The organism is Allobranchiibius sp. GilTou73 (genome assembly GCF_021391335.1).
GTDB lineage: Bacteria > Actinomycetota > Actinomycetes > Actinomycetales > Dermatophilaceae > Allobranchiibius > Allobranchiibius huperziae.
Map to the genome: position 1 here is coordinate 1,202,907 of NZ_CP090051.1, position 22,664 is coordinate 1,225,570.

At 68.9% G+C, this 22,664-nt stretch carries 19 protein-coding genes; 9 read left to right on the forward strand and 10 right to left on the reverse strand.

Annotated features, from left to right (window positions below; genetic code table 11):
• Window positions 1-53 precede the first annotated feature (53 nt).
• The 4 genes from LVQ62_RS06065 to LVQ62_RS06080 all read left to right on the forward strand — a co-directional run bounded on the left by LVQ62_RS06065 (window position 54) and on the right by LVQ62_RS06080 (window position 7,447).
• A complete protein-coding gene (locus LVQ62_RS06065; RefSeq protein WP_233766491.1) occupies window positions 54-2,594 on the forward strand; it encodes an RNA helicase in 2,541 nt (846 codons plus the stop codon).
• A 78-nt stretch (window positions 2,595-2,672) separates the two neighbouring features.
• Window positions 2,673-5,081: a malto-oligosyltrehalose synthase gene (treY, locus tag LVQ62_RS06070; RefSeq protein WP_233766493.1), complete on the forward strand. Its 2,409-nt coding sequence runs from the start codon at window positions 2,673-2,675 to the stop codon at window positions 5,079-5,081.
• Window positions 5,081-6,814, forward strand: a complete 1,734-nt coding sequence (gene treZ, locus LVQ62_RS06075) for a malto-oligosyltrehalose trehalohydrolase (protein WP_233766495.1) — start codon at window positions 5,081-5,083, stop codon at window positions 6,812-6,814. The genes treY and treZ overlap by 1 nt, the downstream gene beginning before the upstream one ends.
• Window positions 6,815-6,820: 6 nt before the next feature.
• Window positions 6,821-7,447 carry a hypothetical protein gene (locus tag LVQ62_RS06080; protein WP_233766497.1) on the forward strand — a complete coding sequence of 209 codons (627 nt, stop codon included), beginning with the start codon at window positions 6,821-6,823 and terminating at the stop codon, window positions 7,445-7,447.
• Between the two features lie 122 nt (window positions 7,448-7,569).
• Here the strand turns inward: LVQ62_RS06080 and LVQ62_RS06085 are convergent, their stop codons facing one another.
• From LVQ62_RS06085 to pstS, 6 genes are all read right to left on the reverse strand, one after another.
• On the reverse strand, window positions 7,570-8,178 hold the full coding sequence (locus tag LVQ62_RS06085; protein ID WP_179482983.1) for a flavin reductase family protein: 609 nt from the start codon (window positions 8,176-8,178) through the stop codon (window positions 7,570-7,572).
• Between the two features lie 302 nt (window positions 8,179-8,480).
• A complete protein-coding gene (locus LVQ62_RS06090) occupies window positions 8,481-8,741 on the reverse strand; it encodes a hypothetical protein (RefSeq protein ID WP_233766500.1) in 261 nt (86 codons plus the stop codon).
• Between the two features lie 626 nt (window positions 8,742-9,367).
• Entirely contained in the window at window positions 9,368-10,144 is a 777-nt protein-coding gene (pstB, locus tag LVQ62_RS06095; RefSeq protein ID WP_179482978.1) for a phosphate ABC transporter ATP-binding protein PstB, read from the reverse strand.
• Between the two features lie 35 nt (window positions 10,145-10,179).
• Window positions 10,180-11,136 carry a phosphate ABC transporter permease PstA gene (gene pstA, locus LVQ62_RS06100; RefSeq protein ID WP_233766504.1) on the reverse strand — a complete coding sequence of 319 codons (957 nt, stop codon included), beginning with the start codon at window positions 11,134-11,136 and terminating at the stop codon, window positions 10,180-10,182.
• Window positions 11,133-12,140 carry a phosphate ABC transporter permease subunit PstC gene (gene pstC, locus LVQ62_RS06105; protein WP_233766506.1) on the reverse strand — a complete coding sequence of 336 codons (1,008 nt, stop codon included), beginning with the start codon at window positions 12,138-12,140 and terminating at the stop codon, window positions 11,133-11,135. Before pstC ends, pstA begins: the two co-directional genes overlap by 4 nt.
• Before the next feature lie 85 nt (window positions 12,141-12,225).
• Window positions 12,226-13,362: a phosphate ABC transporter substrate-binding protein PstS gene (gene pstS, locus LVQ62_RS06110; RefSeq protein ID WP_233766508.1), complete on the reverse strand. Its 1,137-nt coding sequence runs from the start codon at window positions 13,360-13,362 to the stop codon at window positions 12,226-12,228.
• Between the two features lie 336 nt (window positions 13,363-13,698).
• Here pstS and LVQ62_RS06115 point away from each other — a divergent pair, with 336 nt between their 5' ends.
• The 5 genes from LVQ62_RS06115 (at window position 13,699) to dhaK (ending at window position 17,985) form a co-directional block, all read left to right on the forward strand.
• The gene (locus LVQ62_RS06115) at window positions 13,699-14,520 is read left to right on the forward strand and encodes a LuxR C-terminal-related transcriptional regulator (protein ID WP_233766517.1); all 822 of its coding nucleotides are present in this window, start codon (window positions 13,699-13,701) and stop codon (window positions 14,518-14,520) included.
• Window positions 14,521-14,634: 114 nt separating this feature from the next.
• The gene (locus LVQ62_RS06120; RefSeq protein ID WP_233766520.1) at window positions 14,635-15,495 is read left to right on the forward strand and encodes a class II fructose-bisphosphate aldolase; all 861 of its coding nucleotides are present in this window, start codon (window positions 14,635-14,637) and stop codon (window positions 15,493-15,495) included.
• A complete protein-coding gene (locus LVQ62_RS06125; protein WP_233766522.1) occupies window positions 15,489-16,310 on the forward strand; it encodes an HAD-IA family hydrolase in 822 nt (273 codons plus the stop codon). The genes LVQ62_RS06120 and LVQ62_RS06125 overlap by 7 nt, the downstream gene beginning before the upstream one ends.
• The gene (dhaL, locus tag LVQ62_RS06130; protein WP_233766524.1) at window positions 16,307-16,993 is read left to right on the forward strand and encodes a dihydroxyacetone kinase subunit DhaL; all 687 of its coding nucleotides are present in this window, start codon (window positions 16,307-16,309) and stop codon (window positions 16,991-16,993) included. Before LVQ62_RS06125 ends, dhaL begins: the two co-directional genes overlap by 4 nt.
• On the forward strand, window positions 16,990-17,985 hold the full coding sequence (dhaK, locus tag LVQ62_RS06135; RefSeq protein ID WP_233766535.1) for a dihydroxyacetone kinase subunit DhaK: 996 nt from the start codon (window positions 16,990-16,992) through the stop codon (window positions 17,983-17,985). Before dhaL ends, dhaK begins: the two co-directional genes overlap by 4 nt.
• Before the next feature lie 39 nt (window positions 17,986-18,024).
• Here the strand turns inward: dhaK and LVQ62_RS06140 are convergent, their stop codons facing one another.
• The 4 genes from LVQ62_RS06140 to LVQ62_RS17745 form a co-directional block, all read right to left on the reverse strand.
• The gene (locus LVQ62_RS06140) at window positions 18,025-18,957 is read right to left on the reverse strand and encodes an NUDIX domain-containing protein (protein ID WP_233766537.1); all 933 of its coding nucleotides are present in this window, start codon (window positions 18,955-18,957) and stop codon (window positions 18,025-18,027) included.
• Complete coding sequence (locus LVQ62_RS06145) at window positions 18,954-21,260, reverse strand: RNA degradosome polyphosphate kinase (protein ID WP_233766545.1); 2,307 nt, start codon at window positions 21,258-21,260, stop codon at window positions 18,954-18,956. The genes LVQ62_RS06140 and LVQ62_RS06145 overlap by 4 nt, the downstream gene beginning before the upstream one ends.
• A gap of 52 nt (window positions 21,261-21,312) precedes the next feature.
• The gene (mshD, locus tag LVQ62_RS06150) at window positions 21,313-22,215 is read right to left on the reverse strand and encodes a mycothiol synthase (protein ID WP_233766547.1); all 903 of its coding nucleotides are present in this window, start codon (window positions 22,213-22,215) and stop codon (window positions 21,313-21,315) included.
• Between the two features lie 96 nt (window positions 22,216-22,311).
• Window positions 22,312-22,608, reverse strand: a complete 297-nt coding sequence (locus LVQ62_RS17745) for a hypothetical protein (protein WP_370639702.1) — start codon at window positions 22,606-22,608, stop codon at window positions 22,312-22,314.
• Between the last annotated feature and the right edge of the window lie 56 nt (window positions 22,609-22,664).

Genomic DNA, 22,664 nt, shown 5'->3' on the forward strand with positions numbered 1-22,664 from the left:
CCGGCTGCCTGAGTGGTCCGCGGGGCGCTGCAGGTAGGGGAAACTGGGGGGTGATGAACCTCCTCGACGCCCTTCCGCCCGACGCCGGGCCCGACGAGGTCTACGCCACGTTCACCACCTGGGCCACCCAGCAGGGGCTGACGCTCTATCCGCATCAGGACGAGTCCGTCGTCGAGATCCTGGCCGGTGCCAATCTCATCCTGTCGACCCCCACCGGCTCCGGGAAGTCCCTCGTCGCCACGGGCGCGCTGCTCGCGGCGCTCGCCGACGACCGGGTCTCCTTCTACACCGCGCCCATCAAGGCGCTGGTATCGGAGAAGTTCTTCGCGCTCTGCGAGGTCTTCGGCGCCGACCAGGTCGGGATGCTCACCGGTGACGCGTCGGTCAACGCCGACGCCCCGATCATCTGCTGCACCGCGGAGATCCTCGCCAACATCGCCCTGCGCGAGGGTGCGAAGGCGGACGTCGGCATGGTCGTGATGGACGAGTTCCACTTCTACCCGAGCCCGAGCGTGGCTGGGCCTGGCAGGTGCCGCTGCTGGAGCTGCCGCAGGCTGCAGTTCGTCCTGATGTCGGCGACGCTCGGCGACGTCGGGCTCTTCGAGCGCGAGCTGACCGCGCGCACCGGCAGGTCGACCGCCGTCGTCACCGGCGTCGACCGCCCGGTGCCGCTGTCGTTCTCCTGGGCGATGACCCCGATCCACGAGACGATCGAGGAGCTGCTCAGCACCCACCAGGCACCGGTCTACGTCGTGCACTTCACCCAGGCCTCGGCGCTGGAGCGGGCGCAGGCGCTGCTGAGCATCACCATCACCAGCAAGGCCGACAAGGAGCGCATCGCCGAGGCGATCGTCAACTTCCCCTTCTCGGCCGGTTTCGGCAAGACGCTCAACAAGCTGGTGCGCAACGGGATCGGCGTACATCACGCGGGGATGCTCCCGAAGTACCGCCGCCTCGTCGAGACCCTGGCCCAGGCGGGACTGCTGCAGGTCATCTGCGGCACTGACACCCTCGGTGTCGGCATCAACGTGCCGATCCGCACCGTGGTCTTCACCGGCCTCACCAAGTACGACGGGTCGCGCCAGCGGGTGCTCAAGGCGCGGGAGTTCCACCAGATCGCGGGTCGCGCGGGGCGCGCCGGCTTCGACACGAGCGGGTCGGTCGTCGTCCAGGCCCCGGAGCACACCGTGGAGAACGCGCGGGCGTTCGCCAAAGCCGGCGACGACCCCAAGAAGCTGCGCAAGGTGCAACGCAAGAAGCCGCCGGAGGGCTTCGTCAACTGGACCGAGGAGACGTTCGAGCGTCTCGTCGGCGCGGAGCCCGAGGCGCTGCAGTCCCGGATGCGTGTCACGCACTCCATGCTGCTCAACGTCATCGCACGCGACGGCGACCCGTTCGCCGGTGTCCGCCGGCTCATGCGGGAGAACCACGAGGACCCGCGACGGCGGGCACGTCTGTCCCGCAAGGCGATCGACCTTTACCGCGAACTCCTGGCAGCGGGTGTCGTCGAGCGGCTGGACACCCCCGAGGTCGACGGACGCGGGGTGCGGCTCACGATCGACCTGCAGGACAACTTCGCGCTCAACCAGCCGATGGCGCCGTTCGCGCTCGCCGCGCTTGAGCTGCTCGACCCCGAGTCCGACGAGTACGCGCTCGACGCGGTCTCGGTGATCGAGGCCGTGCTGGAGGATCCCCGACCCATCCTGATGGGGCAGCGTTTCCGCGCCCGGGGCGAGGCGGTGGCCCGGATGAAGGCCGAGGGGATCGAGTACGACGAGCGGATGGAGCTGCTGGAAGAGGTCACCTGGCCCCGGCCGCTGGCGGAGCTGCTCGACGCAGCGTTCGAGACCTACCGGAGCAACCAGCCGTGGGTGGGCGACAACGCGCTCTCACCCAAGGCCGTCGTACGCGAGATGTATTCGTACGCTTGGTCGTTCGCCGACCTGGTCAAGCAGTACGAACTCAGCAGGTCCGAGGGGATCGTGCTGCGCTACCTCACCGACGCCTACCGCACGCTGCGCCAGACGGTCCCGGACTCCCGCAAGACCCCGGAGCTGGCCGACCTCATCGAATGGCTCGGCGAGGTGATCCGGCAGACCGACTCCAGCCTCATCGACGAGTGGGACCGCCTCAACGATCCCGCCGCTCAGCTCCTCGACGCGACCCCCGCGCCTCCGCAGAAGCGGTCGATCACCAGCAATCCCAGGGCGTTCCGAGTCCAGATCCGCAACGCGATGTTTCGCAGGGTGCAGCTCGCCGCGCGTCGGGACATCGTCGCGCTCGCCGCCCTGGACCGGGACGCGGCTGCGGCCACCGAGCCGCCCACCGAGATCGTGATGGACGAGCAGGCGTGGGTCGAGGATCTCGCGGCGTACTTCGCCGACCACGACGAGATGGGAGCGGGGCCGGCAGCACGCGGGCCGGCATACCTGCAGATCCGCGAGGGTAAGGACACCTGGGAGGTGCGCCAGGTCATCGACGATCCCGCGGGTGACCACGACTGGGGCATCGACGCCCAGCTGCCCATTGCCGCGTGCGACGATGCGGGCACCGCGGTCGTCGTGGTCCTCGGCCTCAACCGGCTCGACCACTGACGTGGTGGAGGCGACGAGCGCGCCGTGGCAGGTGCGGGCAGCATCGAGTGATCCGCGCAGCATCGAACCGGAGGACATGTGAGCCCGACACCCACCGCCACCTATCGCCTGCAGCTGCACGCCGGTTTCACCTTCGCGGACGCAGCGAAGCAGACGGGCTACCTGCGCTCCCTCGGCGTCTCCCACCTCTACCTGTCGCCGATCCTGCAGGCGGCTGCGGGCTCGATGCACGGCTACGACGTCGTGGACCACTCGCGCATCAGCGCGGACCTCGGCGGGCTCGAGGGTTTCGAGGCCCTGGTGGCCGCGGCGCACGCGGACGACCTCGGCATCGTGGTCGACGTGGTGCCCAACCACATGTCGTTCGTGGCGCCCGAGAACGTCAATCACCCGGTCTGGGAGCTGCTGCGCGACGGACGCGACGCCTCCACCGCGGAGTGGTTCGACGTGGACTGGAAGGCCGGCGGCGGACGTCTCGGCCTGCCCATCCTCGGGTCGTCGCTGCAGGAGGTGCTCGACGCGGGGGAGATCACCCGCGACGAGCTCGACGGGGAGCCGGTGCTGCGCTACTTCGAGCACGTCTTCCCCCTGGCGCTGGGGTCGGAGCACACCGAGGATCTGGCGGCCCTACTCGATCGGCAGCACTACCGGCTCGCGAGCTGGCGCGAGAAGGACGAGGTGCTCAACTACCGCCGGTTCTTCGAGGTCGACGGGCTGATCGCCGTCCGCGTGGAGCTCCAGGAGGTCTTCGACGCGACCCACGAGCTGCTGCTGCAGCTGCACCACCGCGGTCTCATCGACGGTTTCCGGATCGACCATCCCGACGGGCTGGCCGATCCCGTCGAGTACCTCGAGCGGCTCACCCGGGCTTGCCGCAGCGGCACTCCGATCTGGGTGGAGAAGATCCTGGAAGGTGATGAACGCCTGCCGCGCAACTGGCAGTGCGCCGGCACCACCGGGTACGACGGCCTGCGCGTGCTGCAGGCGGCCCTGACCGATCCCGTGGCCGCGCCCGTGATCGCGCAGGAGTGGGCCGCCACCGGCGGCGACGCCGACTTCGAGGAGGAGGTGCTCGCCGCGAAGCGTCAGGTCGTGGCGCAGTCGCTGGCTCCCGAGGTCGAGCGCCTCATCCGTCGGGCACGCGAGGCGCTGCCCGACCTGGAGACGGAGCCGCTGCGCGAGGCGATCGTGGAATTGCTCGTCGCCGGCGAGGTCTACCGCGCGTACGTGCGGCCGGAACACCGGATGAGCAGGGTCGCGCGCGAACGGTTGGCGGAGGCCTTCGGACGCGCCATGAAGGCCCGGCCCGATCTCGCCGCCACGCTCGAGGCCCTCGTGCCCCTCACCGTGATGGCCGAGGACGACGACGCGGCAACGGATTTCGCGGTGCGCCTGCAGCAGACCTGGGGTCCGGTGATGGCCAAGGGCATCGAGGACACGACGTTCTACCGGTGGCATCGCCTCGTCGCGCTCAACGAGGTCGGTAGCGACCCGACCGTGCTCGGCGATGCCTCGCCGACGGCACTGCACGACTGGGCGGCGTGGCAGCAGGAGCACTGGCCGCACACGATGACCACCCTGTCGACCCACGACACCAAGCGCAGCGAAGACACCCGCGCACGCATCCTCGCCGTCGCCGGCGACCCCGCGGCGTGGTCCGAACTATCGCGGATCGCAAGGGAACTCGCCGTTACGGCGGATGTCGATCTGCCGACGGCGCACCTGGTGTGGCAGACCCTCCTCGGGGTCGGTGACATCGGTGACGAGCGGCTGGGCGGTTACCTGCAGAAGGCGCTGCGTGAGGCCAAGGAGCACACGGCCTGGATCGACGGCGACGAGAAGTACGAGCAGCGCGTCATCGACTTCGCGACGACCGCGATGCGCGAGGGGCCCCTGCACGATGCGCTGGATCGTGCCGTCGCCGCCAACGCCGGCGCGATCCGGGCCGTCACCCTCGGCGCGAAGCTGATCCAGCTGACGATGCCGGGGATGCCCGACACCTACCAGGGGTGCGAGTCCGTGGACCTGTCCCTGGTCGATCCGGACAACCGGCGCCCCGTCGACTACGCAGCACGCGCGCAGGCTGTGGCCGCTACGGACCGTTCCGACCTGGCGGTGGAGAAACTGCAGCTGGTGGCGGCCGTGCTCGCCGCGCGACGCCGCGAGCCGGCCGCGTTCGGTGCCGAGTCGTCATACACACCGGTGCAGTCCGACTCCGAACACGTGGTGGGGTTCGTACGCGCCCACGCACCGGGCTTGGTGTCCGGCGTGCTGCATCGTGGCCGTCGAGCGACGTTCGCGACGCTGGTGCTGCGCGCGCCCTCGCGGTGGGAGCGCGAGGGCGGTTTCACCGGTGAGACGGTGATCTTGGAGTCCGGCACCTGGACCGATCTGTTGACTGGCCGGTCGTTCGATGTCGACGAACGCCTCGCTGCGGCACATCTTTTTGCTGGCACGCCGGTCCTCTTCCTGGAGAAGGTCGCCTGATGCCGAGCTTCGACGTGTGGGCACCGGCCGCCGAGCGTGTGGAGCTCGTGCTGCCGGAGGAGACGGTCGCGATGACACGGGCGGGCGACCGGTGGACGACCGACCGTGCGGCAGCGGACGGCCGGCGGTACTCCTACCGGGTCGACGGCGCGGGACCGTTCCCGGACCCTCGATCCAGGTATCAGCCCGAGGGGCCGAACGGCCCGTCGCAGATCGTCGACCCGACGACCTTCGCCTGGACCGACGACGCGTGGCAAGGCGTTGCGCTCGAGACCGCGGTGATCTACGAGCTGCACATCGGCACCTTCACCGCGGATGGCACACTCGACTCGACGATCGAGCGGATCGACCACCTCGTCGACCTCGGGGTGACGCTGGTCGAGCTGATGCCCGTCGCGACGTTCCCGGGCGACCGCGGCTGGGGCTACGACGGGGTCGACCTCTACGCGGTGCACGCGGCGTACGGCGGTCCGCAGGCCCTCGCGCGGTTCGTCGACGCCTGCCACGCGCAGGGTCTCGGGGTGTGCCTGGACGTCGTCTACAACCACCTGGGGCCCAGCGGCAACTATCTGTCGGAGTTCGGGCCGTATTTCACCGACCGGCATCAGACGCCGTGGGGCGCGGCGGTCAACCTCGACGCCCCCGGCAGCGACGAGGTACGCCGCTTCATCATCGACAACGCGCTGATGTGGTTCCGCGACTACCACCTGGATGCCCTGCGACTGGACGCCGTGCACGCCCTCGTCGACGAGCGCGCGGTCCACGTCCTGGAGCAGCTCGCCACCGAGACCGACCAGCTGGCCACGCAGGTGGGCAGGCCGCTCACCCTCATCGCCGAATCGGACCGCAACGACCCGGCCACCGTCACGGCACGCGGCGACGGAGGAGACGGCGGACTCGGCCTGGCCGGCCAGTGGGCCGATGACGTGCACCACACGCTGCACGTGCTGTTGACCGGGGAGTCGCAGGGCTACTACGCCGACTTCACCGACCCAGGTGCCTTCGCCAAGATCGCGCGCACACCGTTCTTCCACGACGGCACCTGGTCCAGCTTCCGCCAGCGTGACCATGGCCGGCCGGTCGTACCCGCCCTCACTCCGGGGTGGAAGTTCGTGGCCTCCCTGCAGACCCACGACCAGGTCGGCAACCGGGCCACCGGCGAGCGTCTGTCGCAACTGGTCGGCCGCAGCAGGCTGGCGGCCGGGGCGACGCTGCTGCTGACCTTGCCGTACACGCCGATGCTCTTCATGGGGGAGGAGTGGGGCGCCTCGACGAAGTGGGCCTACTTCACCGACCACCAGGAGCCGGAGCTGGCCGAGGCCGTCTCCGAGGGGCGCCGCAGGGAATTCGCCGAACACGGGTGGGGCGACGCGGTGCCCGATCCGCAAGCGGCCTCGACCGCTCATGAGTCGACGCTCCGGTGGGACGAGGTGTCGCAGCCGGAGCATGCGCGGTTGCTCGAGTGGTACCGCGAGCTGCTCCGATTGCGTCGAGCGGTGCCCGCCCTCGCCGACCCCGCGCTGGGCGTGACCGACGTACGCCGTGACGGCGATGTGCTCACGTACGCGCGAGGCGGCTATACAGTCATCGTCAACCTGTCTAGCGCGGAGATTGCGCATCCTCTCGACGGGACTTGCCACCTCCTGGCCGGATGGGACGCCGAGGCCGGCGACGGCGTACTGACCATCGCGCCGGACGGATCAGCCATCTATGGACCTCCTGTGGAGGAGTGAGATCGATTGTCCGACAATGATTCTCGCCCGCCCCGGCGTCCTGCTCTGCGGTCGTCCGGAGAGTTGGAGGCGTACGCCGGCTCGAGTGATCCCGCGCAGTTGTCCGAGGCCGCGCACGAGACGGCAGCCGCCCTCGTGGGCACGGGTCGGGCGGCGCACGACCCGCAGGTGACCGCGAAACTGGTCAACCTGGTGGACGAGCTGGGTATCTCGACGCTGGCCGAACTGTGGGCGGACCGCCCAGCGACGAGTCTGCCCGGGGCTCTGTGGCGCCTCTACACGCTGCGGGAGTGGGTGCGTCGTGACCCGGTCGGCGCAGCGCGTGACTACGAGGCCGGCCGCGGGAGTGCGGAGGTCGCGCACGCGGTGGCCGGTTCGGCCGAGCCGCCGACGCCGGAGGCCCTCCAACAGCTGACCGATCAGATCCTCGCGGGCGTCTTCGAGGGGGACCTGGCGGTCGCGCTCGAGCGGGCATCGGCGTTCTGCAGGGTCGTTTCCGTCGGCCGCGCCCACCGGGTCGACGACAAGGACAGCGCAGCGTCCACGCAGACCACTCGGGCGGCCGCGCTGCTCACCACAGCGTCCGATCTGTCCCGCTGTGCCGCACTGTGGAGGGCCGGCAAGCTCGACTGACGGCCGGCAGGCAGGCAGGCGCGGTGCCGTACGACGCTGACGGCGTTGGCGTCCATCGACGGTGTTAGAACGCCGTCAACCGTCGCCAACGCCGTCAGCGTGCGGCTTCGTGATCCTGCCGGTCAGTCGAACTGGTGGATGTCCGACGGCGGTCCGGGCCGGTCGAGGTGGATGACCTCCGGGGGCATACCCCACTCGTTGATACCCAGCCGCGACATCGGTGCCAGCCCCTCGAAGGTGGGGTGGTCGCCGTCCAGGATGTCCGGATCGATCGCGAACGCGGTCACCCGGCCGATGATCAGGGTGGAGTCGCCGAGCTGGAGCATGGTGTGCATCACACACTCGATCGACGCAGGCGAGGCGGCCACCCGCTGCGGCCGCACCGTGTCGCTGTCCTCCATGGTGAGGCCGAGCTCAGCGGCCTCGTCGTCCGCGGGGTCGAAGCGCGCCGAGCTGTTGTTGACGGCGTGCTTGAGCCGCTCGGTCGCGACGTTCACCACGAACTCGCGGGTCTCGCGCACGTTGCGGACCGTGTCCTTCTCGCCGACCGAGGAGAAGGCGACCATCGGCGGGTCGGCGCACACGACGGTGAAGAACGAGTGCGGCGCCAGGTTGCCGACACCTTCGCCGGACACCGTCGACACCCAGGCGATGGGACGCGGTACGACGAGCGAGTTGAGCAGCGGATAGGACTTGACGCCATCGTCACCAGGGCGCATCACGGTTCGCATGCCGTAACCGTATGCGCCCCGATTCCAGCCGGAATCGGCCGGACCCCGATGCGCGACCTGGACTGCTTCGTCCACAGACCGGGCCGGTGGGGAACATCCGAAGCGATGACCCCGTTAGGCTCTGGTGTGCGTCGGGCCGCGGCAGCCCCGGGTCCCAAATAAAGCCGCTACGAGCGGCCACGCGCCGTGAGGCGCTCCCGGCCCGACGTGCAGACTTCCTCGCCGGAGCGTCCTCCCTGCACCGCGTGCGGGGCGTTCGCAGCCTTGCTCGGGCCGTGGGGACCGCTCGAACGGTGCACCCGTCAGTCGCGGTGGTCGGTCGTCTTCAGCTTGACCTTGTGGGTGCCCTTACAGGACTGCTCGTGGTCCTTGACGTCGGCCCTGGCCTTGTCCCGTGAGCGGCGCGCCCGGCCACGCCAGTCGCAGCTCTTGCAGAATCCGTAGGCGAAGCTGCCGTCGTCCTTGGTGGAGCTGTCGGGCTCGACGACAGGGGCGGGATCCTCAGAAGAAGCTGACTTCTTCCGCTTCTTCTTGTCCTTGTCCTTGGACTTGTCCTTCGCCACCCCGCAATTGTGCACGCCGCTGCGGCCTGCCCGTCACGGCCCGTAGGCCGAGGTGTGGGTTCTGCGTTCTCGGCCAGTGCTGCCGCCCTGCCCACCGACGCAAACCGCGCACACCGTCGTACGCCGCCGTACGTCGCTCGGGCTGTGTGCAGGTTCTGCGTTATCGGCCAGTGCTGCCGCCCTGCCCACCGACGCAAACCGCGCACACCGTCGTACGCCGCCGTACGTCGCTCGGCCCGTGGGGGGTTTTGCGTTATCGGCCAGTGCTGCCGCCCTGCCCACCTACGCAAACCGCGCACACCGTCGTACGCCGCCGTACGTCGCTCGGCCCGTGGGGGTTTTGCGTTCTCGGCCAGTGCTGCCGCCCTGGCCACCGACGCAAACCGCGCACCTCGCTGTACACAGGAGGGCTGCGGCGGAGCGCTGCTCCTGACAAGGTCAGCTGAGCCTTCTCGGCTGACCTTCGTCGCGCTCCGCTGCGGGCGGGACCTCGCTTCGCTCGGCCCGCAACCTCCGCTGCGCGCTCCTCAGGTCAGCCGAGCCTTCTCGGCTGACCTTCGTCGCGCTCCGCTGCGGGCGGGACCTCGCTTCGCTCGGCCCGCAACCTCCGCTGCGCGCTCCTCAGGTCAGCCGAAACGACCGGAGATGTAGTCCTCCGTCGCGCTCACCTCGGGGTTGTTGAAGATCTTCTGGGTGTCGTTCATCTCGATCAGGCGACCAGGCTTGCCGGTCGCAGCGAGGTTGAAGAACGCCGTCTTGTCCGACACCCGCGACGCCTGCTGCATGTTGTGGGTGACGATGACGATCGTGTAGCGGTCCTTCAGCTCGGTGACCAGGTCCTCGATGGCCAGCGTCGAGATGGGGTCGAGCGCCGAGCACGGCTCGTCCATCAGCAGCACCTGCGGCTCGACCGCGATGGCCCGCGCGATGCAGAGCCGCTGCTGCTGCCCGCCGGACAGGCTGGCGCCGGGCTTGCCGAGACGGTCCTTGACCTCGTTCCACAGGTTGGCCCCGCGCAGTGACTGCTCGGTCTTCTCCTGGAGCACCTTCTTGCCCTTGATGCCGTTCAGCCGCAGGCCCGCCGTCACGTTGTCCTGGATCGACATGGTGGGGAACGGGTTGGGCCGCTGGAAGACCATTCCCACGGTCCGACGTACGCCGACGGCATCCACGCCGGGCGCGTAGAGGTCGGTGTCGTCGAGCAGCACCTTGCCCTCCACCCGACCCCCAGGTGTCACCTCGTGCATCCGGTTGAGGGTGCGCAGGAAGGTCGACTTGCCGCAGCCGGACGGGCCGATGAAGGCCGTCACGGAGCGCGGCTCGATCGTCATCGTGACGTCTTCGACGGCCTTGAAGGCGCTGTAGTAGACGTTCAGGTCCTGAACGTCGATTCGCTTGCCCATGAGTTTTAGCTCTGTCGCTTTCAGCAGTTGGAAGGTCAGTTCTTGACCCGGGTGAGTCGCCCGAGTAGCCGGCCCAGCAGGTTGATGGCCAGCACGATGATGATCAGAGTCAATGCGGCGCCCCAGACGCGGTCCGCGAAGATAGGTTGACCGCTCATCTGATCGGCCTGGGTGGAGATCAGGGTCGGCAGGGACGCGATGCCGGACTGCGACAGCGGGCTGTAGGACAAGTACTGGAAGTACGTCGTGAGGAACAGCCAGGGGGCCGTCTCACCCAGCACCCGCGCCAGACCCAGCAGCGCTCCGGTGATGATGCCCGAGACGGCGGTGGGGAGGACCACCCGCACGACGGTTTTCCACTTGGGCACGCCGAGCGCGTAAGACGCCTCGCGCAGCTCCGTCGGGACCAACTTGAGCATCTCCTCGGTGGACCGGGTGACCACCGGAATCATCAGCATCGTGAGAGCCAGCGAGACGCAGATCGGCACCAGGTGCAGGTTCAATGTGGTGACCCATACCGCGAAGACGAAGAGCGCCGCGACGATCGAGGGGATGCCGCTCAGAATGTCGACCATGAAGCTCACCGTTCGCGCTATCCGGCGGTTGACCCGGCCGCCCGCCCGGCCGTACTCCACCAGATAAATGGCAGTGAGCACAGCGATCGGGATCGCGATGATCGCGGTGATCAGCCCGATCTCAAGAGTGCCCACGATGGCGTGCCGTGCCCCACGGATATTCGTGTCCCCGACGGGCAGCGCACCGGACTGGTCCTTCTGCCACCACGAGGAACTGATGACCGAGTGAGCACCCTTGGAGACGACCTCCCACAGGATCCACACCAGCGGGATCAGCGCGATCAGGAAGGCCAGCCAGATCAGCACGGTGGCGAGGGTGTTCTTGAACGCCCTTCCACCGGAGCGGCCGGTCTTCAGTCCCGGTAGGCCGTTCCCGGCGAGGGTGGCGGGGCTGCTGCCCTGTTCCATCGTGCTCATTCCGAGAACTCCTTACGACGCTCGATGATCACCCGGGCGATCGCGTTGACCAGGAAGGTCAGCACGAAGAGCACGAGGCCGGCAGCGATCAGCGCGCCCATCGAGTTGGCATCGTTCTGGTCGTTGGGTGCGTCGCTGGCGATCTGAGACGCGAACGTCGAGCCGCCGTTGAAGAGCGACCACGTCCACTTGGGCGTACCGGGAAGAGCAGAGAGGATGAAGAGCACTGCGATGGTCTCTCCCAGCGCCCGCCCGAGGCCGAGCATCGAGGCACTAATCACCCCGGGACGGCCGAACGGCAGGACGGCCGTTCGGATCATCTCCCAGCGGGTCGCGCCCAAAGCCAGGGCGCCTTCCTTGTGGGTCACCGGGGTCTGTGCGAAGACCTCTCGTGACAGGGCCGTGATGATCGGCAGGATCATGATCGCGAGCACTACCCCGACCATCATGATCGTCGCGCCGCCGGTCACCGTGTCCACCTTGCCGAAGAGCGGGATCCAGCCGAGCACAGAGTTGAGCGCATCCTGCACGTGCACGAACTTCGGCGCGACGATGTAGAAGCCCCACAGGCCGTAAACGATCGAGGGCACCGCGGCCAGCAGGTCGATGAGCGCTGCGCCGATCCGGGAGAACCACGGAGGGGCGTAGTGGGTGAGGAAGAGCGCAATGCCGATTGCAAATGGGACGGCGAGCACCAGGGCAACGAGGGACGACGTCACGGTCGTCCACAGCAACTGCACGATGCCGAAGCGCAGCTCTGAGGAGGTGAACTCCCGCGAGGTCAGGAAGTTGACCTTGTCCTTGCCGATCGCGGGGACCGCCTGCACCAGCAGGAAGATCGCGACGAGGCTGACGATGGCCACGACGAGGAGGCCGGCGCCCATCGCCAGACCGCCGAAGACCCGGTCACCCTTGGTGCCGGTCGAGGCTCCGGCGCCGGAGTTCGGGGCGCCCGATGGATCGGACAGCTCGTCGCCGACAGAGACTCCGGTGATCGATGACATGAGTTCCTTGAGGGCGTGGGTTGGGGGAAGGAGCGAGGACGGGCTCCGCGAGATCCCCCCAGAGTCTCGCGGAGCCCGGGTCCGATCAACCGATGGCGTTGATCGCCGTGACGACCTTGCCCTGGATGGCCGAGGGGAGCGGAGCCGATCCAACGGTGGAGAGCTTGCCCTGGAACTCCGGTGAGACCAGGTAGGACAGGAACGACTTGACGGCCTTGCCGGTGGTCGCGTCCGCGTACTTGCTGCAGACGATCTCGTAGGTCACCAGGACGATCGGGTAGGTCCCGGCCGCCTTGGTGGCGTAGTCGATCTTCAGCTTCAGGTCGTTGCCGGTGCCGGCGATCGTCGCCGCCTCAGCAGCCTTGCTGGCGGTGGCGGCGGTCAGTGCGACCGCGCCGCCCCCGTTGTCGACCTGGGCCATCGGCAGGTTGTTGGTGATCGCGTAGGACCACTCGACGTACGTGATGCCGCCGTCGGTCGCCTTGACGGCCGAGCCGACGCCCGCGCTCTTGGGCTTGCCCTGGCCGACCTTGCCGGCCCACGCCTTGGCGTGCTTGGCGGTCCAATCGGTGGGGTCGGTGGTGTTCATGTAGTTGGTGAAGTTGTCGGTGGTGCCCGAGGAGTCGGAGCGGAAGAACACCGAGATCGGGGTGCTCGGCAGCGAGACGCCCTTGTTGGCGGCCGCGATGGCCGAGTCGTTCCACTTGGTGATCTTGCCGCTGAAGATCTTCGCGATGAGCACCGGCGTGAGGGTCAGCTTGCCGACACCCTTGAGGTTGTAGGCGACCGCGATCGGGCCGACGACCATCGGCAGGTCCCAGGCGGTGGAGCCGCACGCAGCGGCGGCCTTGGTGGGCTCGCCCTTCTCGGAGTTGAGAGCGGAGTCCGAACCGGCCCAGCCGACCTGCTTGGCGAGGAACGCGGTGATGCCCTGGCCTGAGGAGGTCGGTGCGTAGTTCACCTTGGCACCAGAACATTTGCTCGCGAAGTCGGTGGTCGCCAACTGCATGGCGTTGCCCTGGGCCGTCGAGCCCTGGCCGCTCAGGCTGCCGCTGAAGCAGCTGCTGTCAGCGGTCTTGGTGCCGGCCGCGACACTCGAACTGGAGGACGAGCCGGAGCCGGAGCCGGTCGAACCGTTGTTGGAGGCGCTGCCGCAGGCGGTCAGGGCGAGCGCGGCGGCAACGGCGACACCGCTGGCGCGGCCGATGGACGTGATCTTCACTTCGAGGGACCTCTCGGGTCGGGCGACATAGACACGAACGAATGGCGGACCCGATCGGCCCGACGAGACCGCACGCTAAGGAGACTGGGTGACCCGCTGGCCCCTACCGGGTGAACGCACGGTGAACGACACCTATCGATCGGGCGGCGCCGACACCGACACCGGGAGACGGCGAGGTATATAGGTGGTCAAGCGAAAGCGTTCGGCAGGGGTCGGAACGCCGGTCGGGGACGGGCGCGACGCACCGACGCCACCAGCGCTGTCCGGCCCGGTCGGGGCGACCCAGGAATCGGGAAAGCCCGGGTCGCCCGCAGACCGCTCCTCTATGATCGGCCGGTGCTCAGCGAAGAGCCACGATCCCGCGTCTGCGATGACGGGGGATCCTCAGCGGTCCGGAGCCGTCTCGGGTTGGATGTAGAGGCCGCGCAGCTGTACGCCGACGTGCGTTTAACCCCGTTCCTGCGCCGCCTGCTCGCGCGCAGCGGCTCCCTGTTGAGGACCAGTGCGGGCAGCATCTCGCTGGTCGACCAGGACCATCAGCGCTATCACAAGGTCGCCGAGCGGGGAGCGCTGTGCCGCCTGGGCCAGGCCTTCTCGCTCGACGAGGGCGTGACGGGGCGGGTGGTCGCCCGCCGGGGCCCCGTCCTGCTGAACCGCTACGCGGACGTGGCGTCGGGTCATCTGGCGACCGACCACCCCGCGCACGGGGGATCGGTGCTTGCCGTACCGATCTGGTGGTGTGGTGAGGTGATCGCGGTGAACGTGGGCTTCGCGGGCGTACGTCGAGCATTCAGCGTCGCTGAGGTCGACGCTCTGGAGATGTTGAGTCAACTGGCGGCGGCCGGACTCGTGCAGGGTGCGCGCTATCCGTCGGTGAACGCCTCGGAGGATCGCGTCCAGCCGGCGGTCGAGACCGCCGAGGCTCGCAAGAACGCTCACCGACCGGGGGCGTCGCCGTCACCGTTCACCGCACGCGAAGAGGAGGTCGCCGTCCTCCTGTCGCACGGCTACCGCGACCGCGACATCGCGACGACGCTGTCGATCTCCCCCCGCACGGTGGAGAAACATGTCGCCGCCGTGCTGCGCAAGGCGGGCACCTCCAGCCGCACGTCCGCCGTGGTCCGTTGTCTGGCGCAAGGCTGGGTCGCGGCGCCATGAACCTCGTCCGGTGAATGGGGGATTTCCCCCATGTGGACGCGGCCCCGGGCGGCTTGACTGGTCGCACGCGCGGCTCCTCGCTGAGCCGCCGACCCGATAGGGAGGCATAGCCGCGTGGCAGTCGTTTCGTTGCAGGACACGCTCGCCCATTCGCTGAGTGCCAGGTACGGCGTGCCGGCGTTCAACATCCTGAACGACCTGACCATCGAGGCGGTGTTGGCTGCGGCCGTGCAGGAGCGGTCGCCGGTCATCCTGCAGACCTCGGTCAAGACGGTGCGCCAGTACGGCAGCGAGCAGCTCTACGACATCTTCCGGACGCTGGTGCGCGGCGTCGACGTGCCGGTCACCCTGCACCTGGACCATTGCCCGTACCGAGACGTCATCTCCGACTGCCTGCGACGCGGGTGGAACTCCGTGCTGTTCGACGCACACGAGCTGGACGTGGAGGAGAACGTGCGCCAGACCACCGAGGTGGTGGCCGAGGCCCGGGCGACCGGCGCGCACGTCGAGGGTGAGATCGAGGGCATCCAGGGGGTCGAGGACGGCATCGGTTCCGACGACAAGCCGGAGTCGATGTCGTTGGAGGTCGCGACCGACTTCATCCAGCGGACGGGTGTGCAGTGTTTCGCGCCGGCGATCGGGAACGCGCACGGCCAGTACACCTCGGCGCCTGTCCTGGACCACCAGCGAGTGTCGGACCTGGTCGAGGCGACCGGCGTCCCCATGGCGCTGCACGGCGGAACGGGCCTGTCGACCGCCCAGTTCCAGGACCTGATCGCGCGCGGATGCGCGAAGGTCAACATCTCCACGGCACTGAAGGAGACCTTCATGAAGTCGGGTCTGAGCTTCCTGACCGAGACCGAGAAGCGCGGCACGTGGGACCCGCCTTCCCTCTTCGCCGCCCAGAAGCAGGCCGTGGTCGACATGGCGGTGCAACACATGCGAGATTTCCGCAGCTCGGGTCAGGCATGGTGAGTCCCGCCCTGATCTTCGACTGCGACGGAGTGCTGGCCGACACCGAGCGCGACGGGCACCGTCCGGCGTTCAACGCCATGTTCGACGAGCTGGGTGTCCCTGCCCACTGGGACGAGCAGGAGTACGGCGAGAAGCTGCGGATCGGTGGCGGCAAGGAGCGGATGGCCAGCCTCTTCAAGGACCCGCAGTTCGCGCGCCGGTTCGCAGTGCCGCCGAGCAAGGACGGGCAGGCCGAGCTGCTGTCCACGTGGCACGAGGCCAAGGGCGTGCATTTCCGGCGCCTGGTCTCCGATGGAGCGGTGCGACCACGACCGGGTATCACCCGCATCATCACCGCGGCGGTGCAGGCCGGTTGGACGGTTGCCGTCGCCTCGACCTCGGCGCGCCCGTCGGTGTACGCCGTCCTGGAGGCGGCCGTCGGGCACGACCTCGCTGACGCGATCCCCATCTTCGCCGGTGATGTCGTGTCGGCGAAGAAGCCCGATCCGCAGATCTACCTGTTGGCCGTCTCGGAGCTCGGCCTGGAGCGGGACCAGGTCCTCGTCATCGAGGACTCGCGCAATGGACTGCGGGCAGCCGTCGGGGCCGGCCTGCGTTGCCTGGTCACGACAAGCTCCTACACCCGCGAGGAGGACTTCTCCGAGGCATGCCTCGTGATCTCCTCGCTGGGGGACCCGGGCGGTCCGCCGCTCGACGTACTGGCCGATCGAGCCGGCGTCCCCATCGGGGATTTCGTCTCACTCGAGGACCTCCGGGCGTGCATCAGCAGCGTGAACACCGCATCGACAGGACCGACCAAGGGAGATAGTGCATGACCGGCACCTCACAAGACCAGGTGGCCCTGGTGGTCATGTCCATCGCCCAGACAGTCGTCGAGAACGAGAAGTACTTCGGCGATCTGGACGCGGTGGTGGGCGACGGCGACTTCGGCTACTCCCTCGCGCGCGGCTTCGAGAAGGTCCTCGAAGGATGGGACGACTTCGACCGGTCCGATTCTGGCGCGTTCCTCAAGAAGGTCGGCGTCACCATCACCTCCCGGATGGGCGGCACCTCGGGTCCCATCTGGGGCACTGCGTTCCTTCGTGCCGGTGCCGCCGCGGGGGATGGGGAGATCGACGGCGCGACCGTCGTGGCCATGCTTCGGGCGGCGGTCGAGGGCATCAAGGCGCGAGGCCGGTCCGACGTCGGCGACAAGACCCTCCTCGACACCCTCGTGCCGGTGACCGATCGCATCGAGCAGGAGGTCGGGTCCGGCGCGAACAGCGCAGCCGTGGTGGCCGCCGCGGCGCAGACGGCGAAGTCGTCCGCCGAGGCGACCAGCGACATGGTCGCGCGCCGTGGCCGTGCGTCGTACACCGGCGAACGCAGCCGGGGCTCGGTCGATGCGGGGGCGATGGCGCTCGCCGTGATCGCCGAACAGCTCAGCAGGGCTTGGGTCGGCCGGGGCGAACCCGGAGCCACCACCACCAATGAGAACGACCAAGGAGTGACGCTGTGAAGAAGTTGGTCAACGACCCCCAGCAGTTCGTGCCGGAGATGCTCGAGGGCCTGGCGCTGGCCAACCCGGACACGCTCGTCTACGACCCGGCGTACAACCTGATCAGGCGTGCGGATGCGCCCCGGTCGGGCAAGGTCTCGATCGTGCAGGGTTCCGGATCGGGTCACGAGCCGGCCCACGTGATGATCGTCGGCAAGGGCATGCTGGATGCGGCGTGCCCCGGCGACGTCTTCGCGGCCCCGCCGATGGACTACGTGCTGGAGACCGCCAAGAAGGTGGCGTCCGACAAGGGCGTGCTGCTCCTGGTCAACAACTACACCGGTGACCGGATGGCCTTCGAGATGGCCAAGGAGATGGCCGACGCCGAGGGGGTGGCCACGCAGATCCTCTTCATCGACGACGACGTGGCGGTCAAGGACTCCACGTACACCACGGGGCGCCGCGGGGTGGCCGGCAACTTCTTCGTCATCAAGGCGGTGGGGGCCGCGGCCGAGAACGGCGCCGACCTGGCCGAGTGCGTCCGCATCGGGGAGAAGGTCAACAGCGTCACCCGCACGATGGGCGTGGCCCTCACCGCCTGCACGCCGCCGGCCAAGGGGTCGCCGCTGTTCGAGCTGGAGGACGACAAGATCGAGATGGGCGTCGGTATCCACGGCGAGCCGGGTCGCGAGCGGCAGCCGATGCGCAGCGCGGACGAGATCACCGACGAACTGCTCGGCGCGATCGTGACCGATCTGCCGTTCGAGTCGGGGAACAGGGTGGCCCTGATGGTCAACGGTCTCGGTGGTACGCCGATCAGCGAGCTCTACATCGTCTACCGCCACGCCCACCAGCGGCTGGCGGAGCAGGGCATCGAGGTCGCGCGCAGCTACGTCGGCGAGTACTGCACCTCGTTGGACATGGCGGGTGCATCGATCACCCTGGTGCAGCTGGACGACGAGATCACCGAGCTGCTGGACGCTCCGGCCGAGGTGGCGATGCGTATCTTCTGACCCTGCGCGGGCTCGCGCACCTGTTCAGGGCCGGTTGCGTTAGGGCCGGTTGCGCTCCACCGACACCACGCGCGCCGCCTCTCCCACATCCACCATCTGGCAGATGAGGGCCTCGCCCTTCTCCAGTCCGTCGCGCGCCCGTTCCAACAATGTCGTGCAGGCCGCGCCGGGAGTCGCCTGCTCCGCGAGGCGATGCAAGAGGGCGGGCAGGACGGGGCGGTGGGTGCACAGTGCCGTGAACTCACCGCGATCCAAAGACCGCTCCACGTGGCGCACGGCACGCCCCGGTTCGTCCGCGAAGACCTCCTCGGACAGCCCGCGCTTCTCCTTGATCTGCAGATGGTGAGCGTGCGCGTAGGGGGCGACGGTTGCGGTGCATCGCGCCGACGGAGAGGAGACCAGGCGGTGCACGCCGTACGCGCCGAGCGCCGCCGTGAGCGCGGCGGCACGTTTCTTGCCCTGCTGAGTGAGCGGCCTGTCCGTGTCGGAGCGGTCCCACGACGAGCGCGACACCGCGTCGCCGTGTCGGACCACCACGAGCACCCAGGTGCGCAGCGCGCCCCGCCGATCGGCGTCGAGCAGGGCCTGGAGTTGCAGCGAGTCCCGTGCGTAGGTCAACCGTTCACGCGCTGCCTGAGGGGTTAGCCACTCGACCCTGTCGATCTCGTTCTCCAGGGTGCCCGATCCGCCGACGGCCTGCGCCGCCCAGTAGCGCACCTCTTTGAGGCTGCCGTCGCGCAGCCCGTAGACGGCGCGCGGCAGGGGGATGCCTAGGCGCGGGCGCAGCCCCGTCTCCTCCAGGACCTCCCGCGCGGCGGCACCGGCCCAGCACTCGCCGGGGTCGAGCTTGCCCTTAGGCCAGGACCAGTCGTCGTAGCGGGGCCTATGCACCAAGGCGACCTGCAGGACCCCGCTTTCCCGGCGCCAGACGAGCGCGCCGGCAGCCGGCTGCCCACCGCCCTGTGCGGTCACCGACGTCGCGCCTTCTTGCGGCGCTTTGCGTAGGTGTCGATCAGATGCTGCTGCAGGTCGCGCAGCGGTGCGCCGTTCTCGTCGAGGTTGTGCCGCTCCCACCGCCCGTCACCGTGCAACGCCCACGACGAGGTCTCGTCGGCGACGCCCAGATCGAGCAGGTGTCCGAGCGTCGCAACGTGGCGGGGCGTCGTGATGCGCACCATCGCCTCGACCCGCCGGTCCAGGTTGCGATGCATCATGTCGGCGCTGCCGATGAAGATGACGTCGTCCTCGCCCTCGATCTGGAAACGGAAGACGCGGGAGTGCTCCAGGAAGCGGCCGAGCACCGAGCGCACCTTGATGTTCTCCGACAAGCCCTCGATGCCCGGGCGCAGCGAGCAGATGCCACGGACCCAGACGTCGACCTTGGCGCCGGCCTGGGACGCGCGATAGCAGGCGTCGATAATCTGCTCGTCGACCAGGGAGTTGACCTTGATCTGGATGCAGGCATCCTTGCCGTCACGGGCGGCGTCGGCGACCTTGCTCATCCGTTCGACCAGGCCGGTGCGCACCGAGCGCGGCGCGACGAGGAGCCGGCGGAACTTGGCCCGCGGCGCCATCCCGGACAGCTGGTTGAACAGCCGGGATAGGTCCTCGCCGACCTCGGGATCGCAGGTGAGGATGCCCAGATCCTCGTAGAGCCGGGCCGTCTTCGGGTTGTAGTTGCCGGTGCCGATGTGGCAGTAGCGCCGCATCGACTCACCCTCCTGGCGTACGACGAGGCACAGCTTGGCGTGCGTCTTCAGCCCCACCATCCCGTAGACCACGTGCACGCCCGCGCGCTCCAGCTTGCGCGCCCAGGTGATGTTGTTCTCCTCGTCGAAGCGGGCCTTCAGCTCCACTACCGCGAGCACCTGCTTGCCGGTCTCCGCGGCCTCGATCAGGGCGTCGATGATGGGGGAGTCGCCGGACGTCCGGTAGAGGGTCTGCTTGATCGCGAGCACGTTGGGGTCGGCCGCGGCCTGCTCGATGAACGCCTGCACCGAGGTCGAGAACGAGTCGTAGGGGTGGTGCAGCAGGATGTCGCCACCGCGCATCGCCTCCAGGACGTCGGACTGGGCCGACCGCTCGATCGGCGCCAGGTCGGGGTGCACCATGGCCACGAACGGCGGCCAGCGCAGCTCGGACCGGTCCAGGTCGGCCACCGCGTTGAGGCCGCGCAGGTCCAGCGGCTCGGGGAGGCGGTAGACCTCCCGTTCGTGCACGCCCAGCTCCCGGACCAGCAGGTCCATCACGTGGTCGTCCATGTCGTCGGCGACCTCGAGGCGGATGGGCGGCCCGAACCGGCGCCGGGTCAGTTCCCGCTCCAGCGCGGTGAGCAGGCTCTCCGCGTCGTCCTCCTCGACCTCGAGGTCCTCGTTGCGCGTCACCCGGAAGGTGAAGTGCTCGCGTACCTCCATACCGGGAAAGAGCGCGCCCAGGTGCTCGGCGATGACGTCCTCGATGGCCACGAACCGGGTGTTGAAGAGGGGATCCTCCCCTTCGTCCGGCTCCAGCTCGATCAACCGCGGCAGCAGCGGCGGCACCTTCACGCGGGCGAAGTGCTCGCGCTCGGTCTTGGGGTTGATCAGGATCACCGCGAGGTTGAGCGACAGCCCGGAGATGTAGGGGAAGGGGTGCGCCGGGTCGACGGCCAGCGGGGTCAGCACCGGGTAGATCCGCGACTGGAACAGGTCGCCGAGGTGGGCGCGGTCTGAATCGGTGAGCTCCGCGGGCCGCAGGATGCGGATGCCCTCGTCCTGCACGGCCGGCCGCAGCTGCTTCTGGAAGAGCTGCGCGTGCACCTGCATCAGCTTGTGCGCGGCGTGCGAGATCTCGTCGAGCACCTCACGGGGCTCCAGGCCGGAGGCGGAGCGCACGGCGAGGCCCGTGGCGATCCGGCGTTTGAGGCCGGCCACCCGCACCATGAAGAACTCGTCCAGGTTGCTGGCGAAGATCGCCAGGTAGCGGATCCGTTCGAGCAACGGGACGGCCGGGTCGGCCGCCAGCTGCAGGACGCGCTCGTTGAACTGCATCCAGGAGATCTCCCGATCCAGGAACCGGTCGTCGGGCAGCTCCTCGTCCTGGGGATCGAACTTCAGCTCGGGCGCGACGCGGACGAAGCGGCCGTTCGCACCGCGGGCACGGGCGTGCGCGCCCGCCGAGCGCCGGGCCAGGCGCACCAGGTTGGCGTCACTCGACGTCGAATGATCGATGTCCTGCTGGTCCTCGACAGGGTCGTCGTCGACGCGGTGGGACGTGGCTCCGGGCTGGGATTCCATGGCGCGATCCTCCCACGGGCGGGTTTCCTCGGTCACCGGTCGATTCGGGAGTTCACCGGGCGTACATCACGTCCGCGTTGGCCTTCTCGAAACCCCACCCGCGATAGGTCGCGATTGCCGGCGCGTTGTCGCCCTCGACGTAGAGGTCGATGGCGCGCACTCCGGCCGCTGCCAGGTGTGCCAGGCCCAGTGCGGTCACGGCCCGGCCGAGCCCGCGACCCTGGTACGCCGGGTCGACAGCGACGACGTAGACCTCGCCCTCCGCGGCGCCGGGCGGCTCGATCTTGGTCCAGTGCGAGGCGGCCAGGACGGGCCGTTCTCCGGTGACGTCCTCGATGAGCAGCAGCCCGGTGGGATCGAACCAGTCCTGGTCCATCCGCTCCCGCAGGTCCGCCAGGGTCATCCGGCCCTGTTCGGGGTGGTGTGCGAACGCGCGTGCGTTGACCCCGAGCCATGCCTCGTCGTCCGCACCCGGCTCGAAGTGGCGCGAAGCGAATCCAATTGGCAGAGACGGCTCTTCGATCCCCGGCTCGCCGTCCACGGGTCGTGCCATCTTCCACAGCTCGCGCACCACGTGCAGCCCGTGGCTGGTGGCCAGTGAACGGGCGGTCGGCAGGTCGCCGTGTGCCCAGACCCGCGCGGCGCCCTCCTCGCTCACCTGGTTGACGACGAGGTCCAGCAGGCTGGCGCCGTACCCGTTGCGCCGGTGATCGGGTCGCACGACCAGCTCGTACGACGCGCGGCTCGCGTCGGAGACCGCGATCGCGATCAGCTCACCGTCCACGTCGTGCCACACCATGGCAGGCCCCTGTCCGTCAGGGGACTCGCCGTCGGGTGCGCCGTGCCGGGCATTCAGCAACGTCTGCTCCGAGAGCGGGGCCACACCGTCGACCTCCTGGGCCGCGCGCGCGAGATCGGGCAGTTGGGCGCGGACCTGCTCCGCGGTGAGGGTCATACCGGCGATTCCACCACGCCCCGACAGCGCGCGGCCTCCGGTGGGCGAACCGGCTCCCTCGCGCGGGCCGCTCCGGTGGAGCGGTCGTGCGTCAGCTCAGGCGCCGACGGCGTGCACCGTCGCTCGGGGGCAGGAGTTGTTGACGTATCCCTTGGGGTTCCAGAGCTGTGCGGCCTCCGAGGGCTGGGCAGCGGCAGTGCCGTCCCAGGCTCGGGCGACGAGCACGGCGTCCCCGGCGGTGACGTGGACCTCGGCATGCCACAACCGCCATGCCCAGGGCCCGTGGTCGGGGCCCAGGTCGGCCTGCACCCAGGTCTGGCCCGCGTCGGACGACACGTCGACCCGCGCGACACGACGTCCGTCGCCGGCGAAGGCGTACCCGTCGACCGCCACAGTGCCGGCGCTGACCGTGCTGTGATGGGCAGGGGGACAGGATCGCGCTGTTGAGC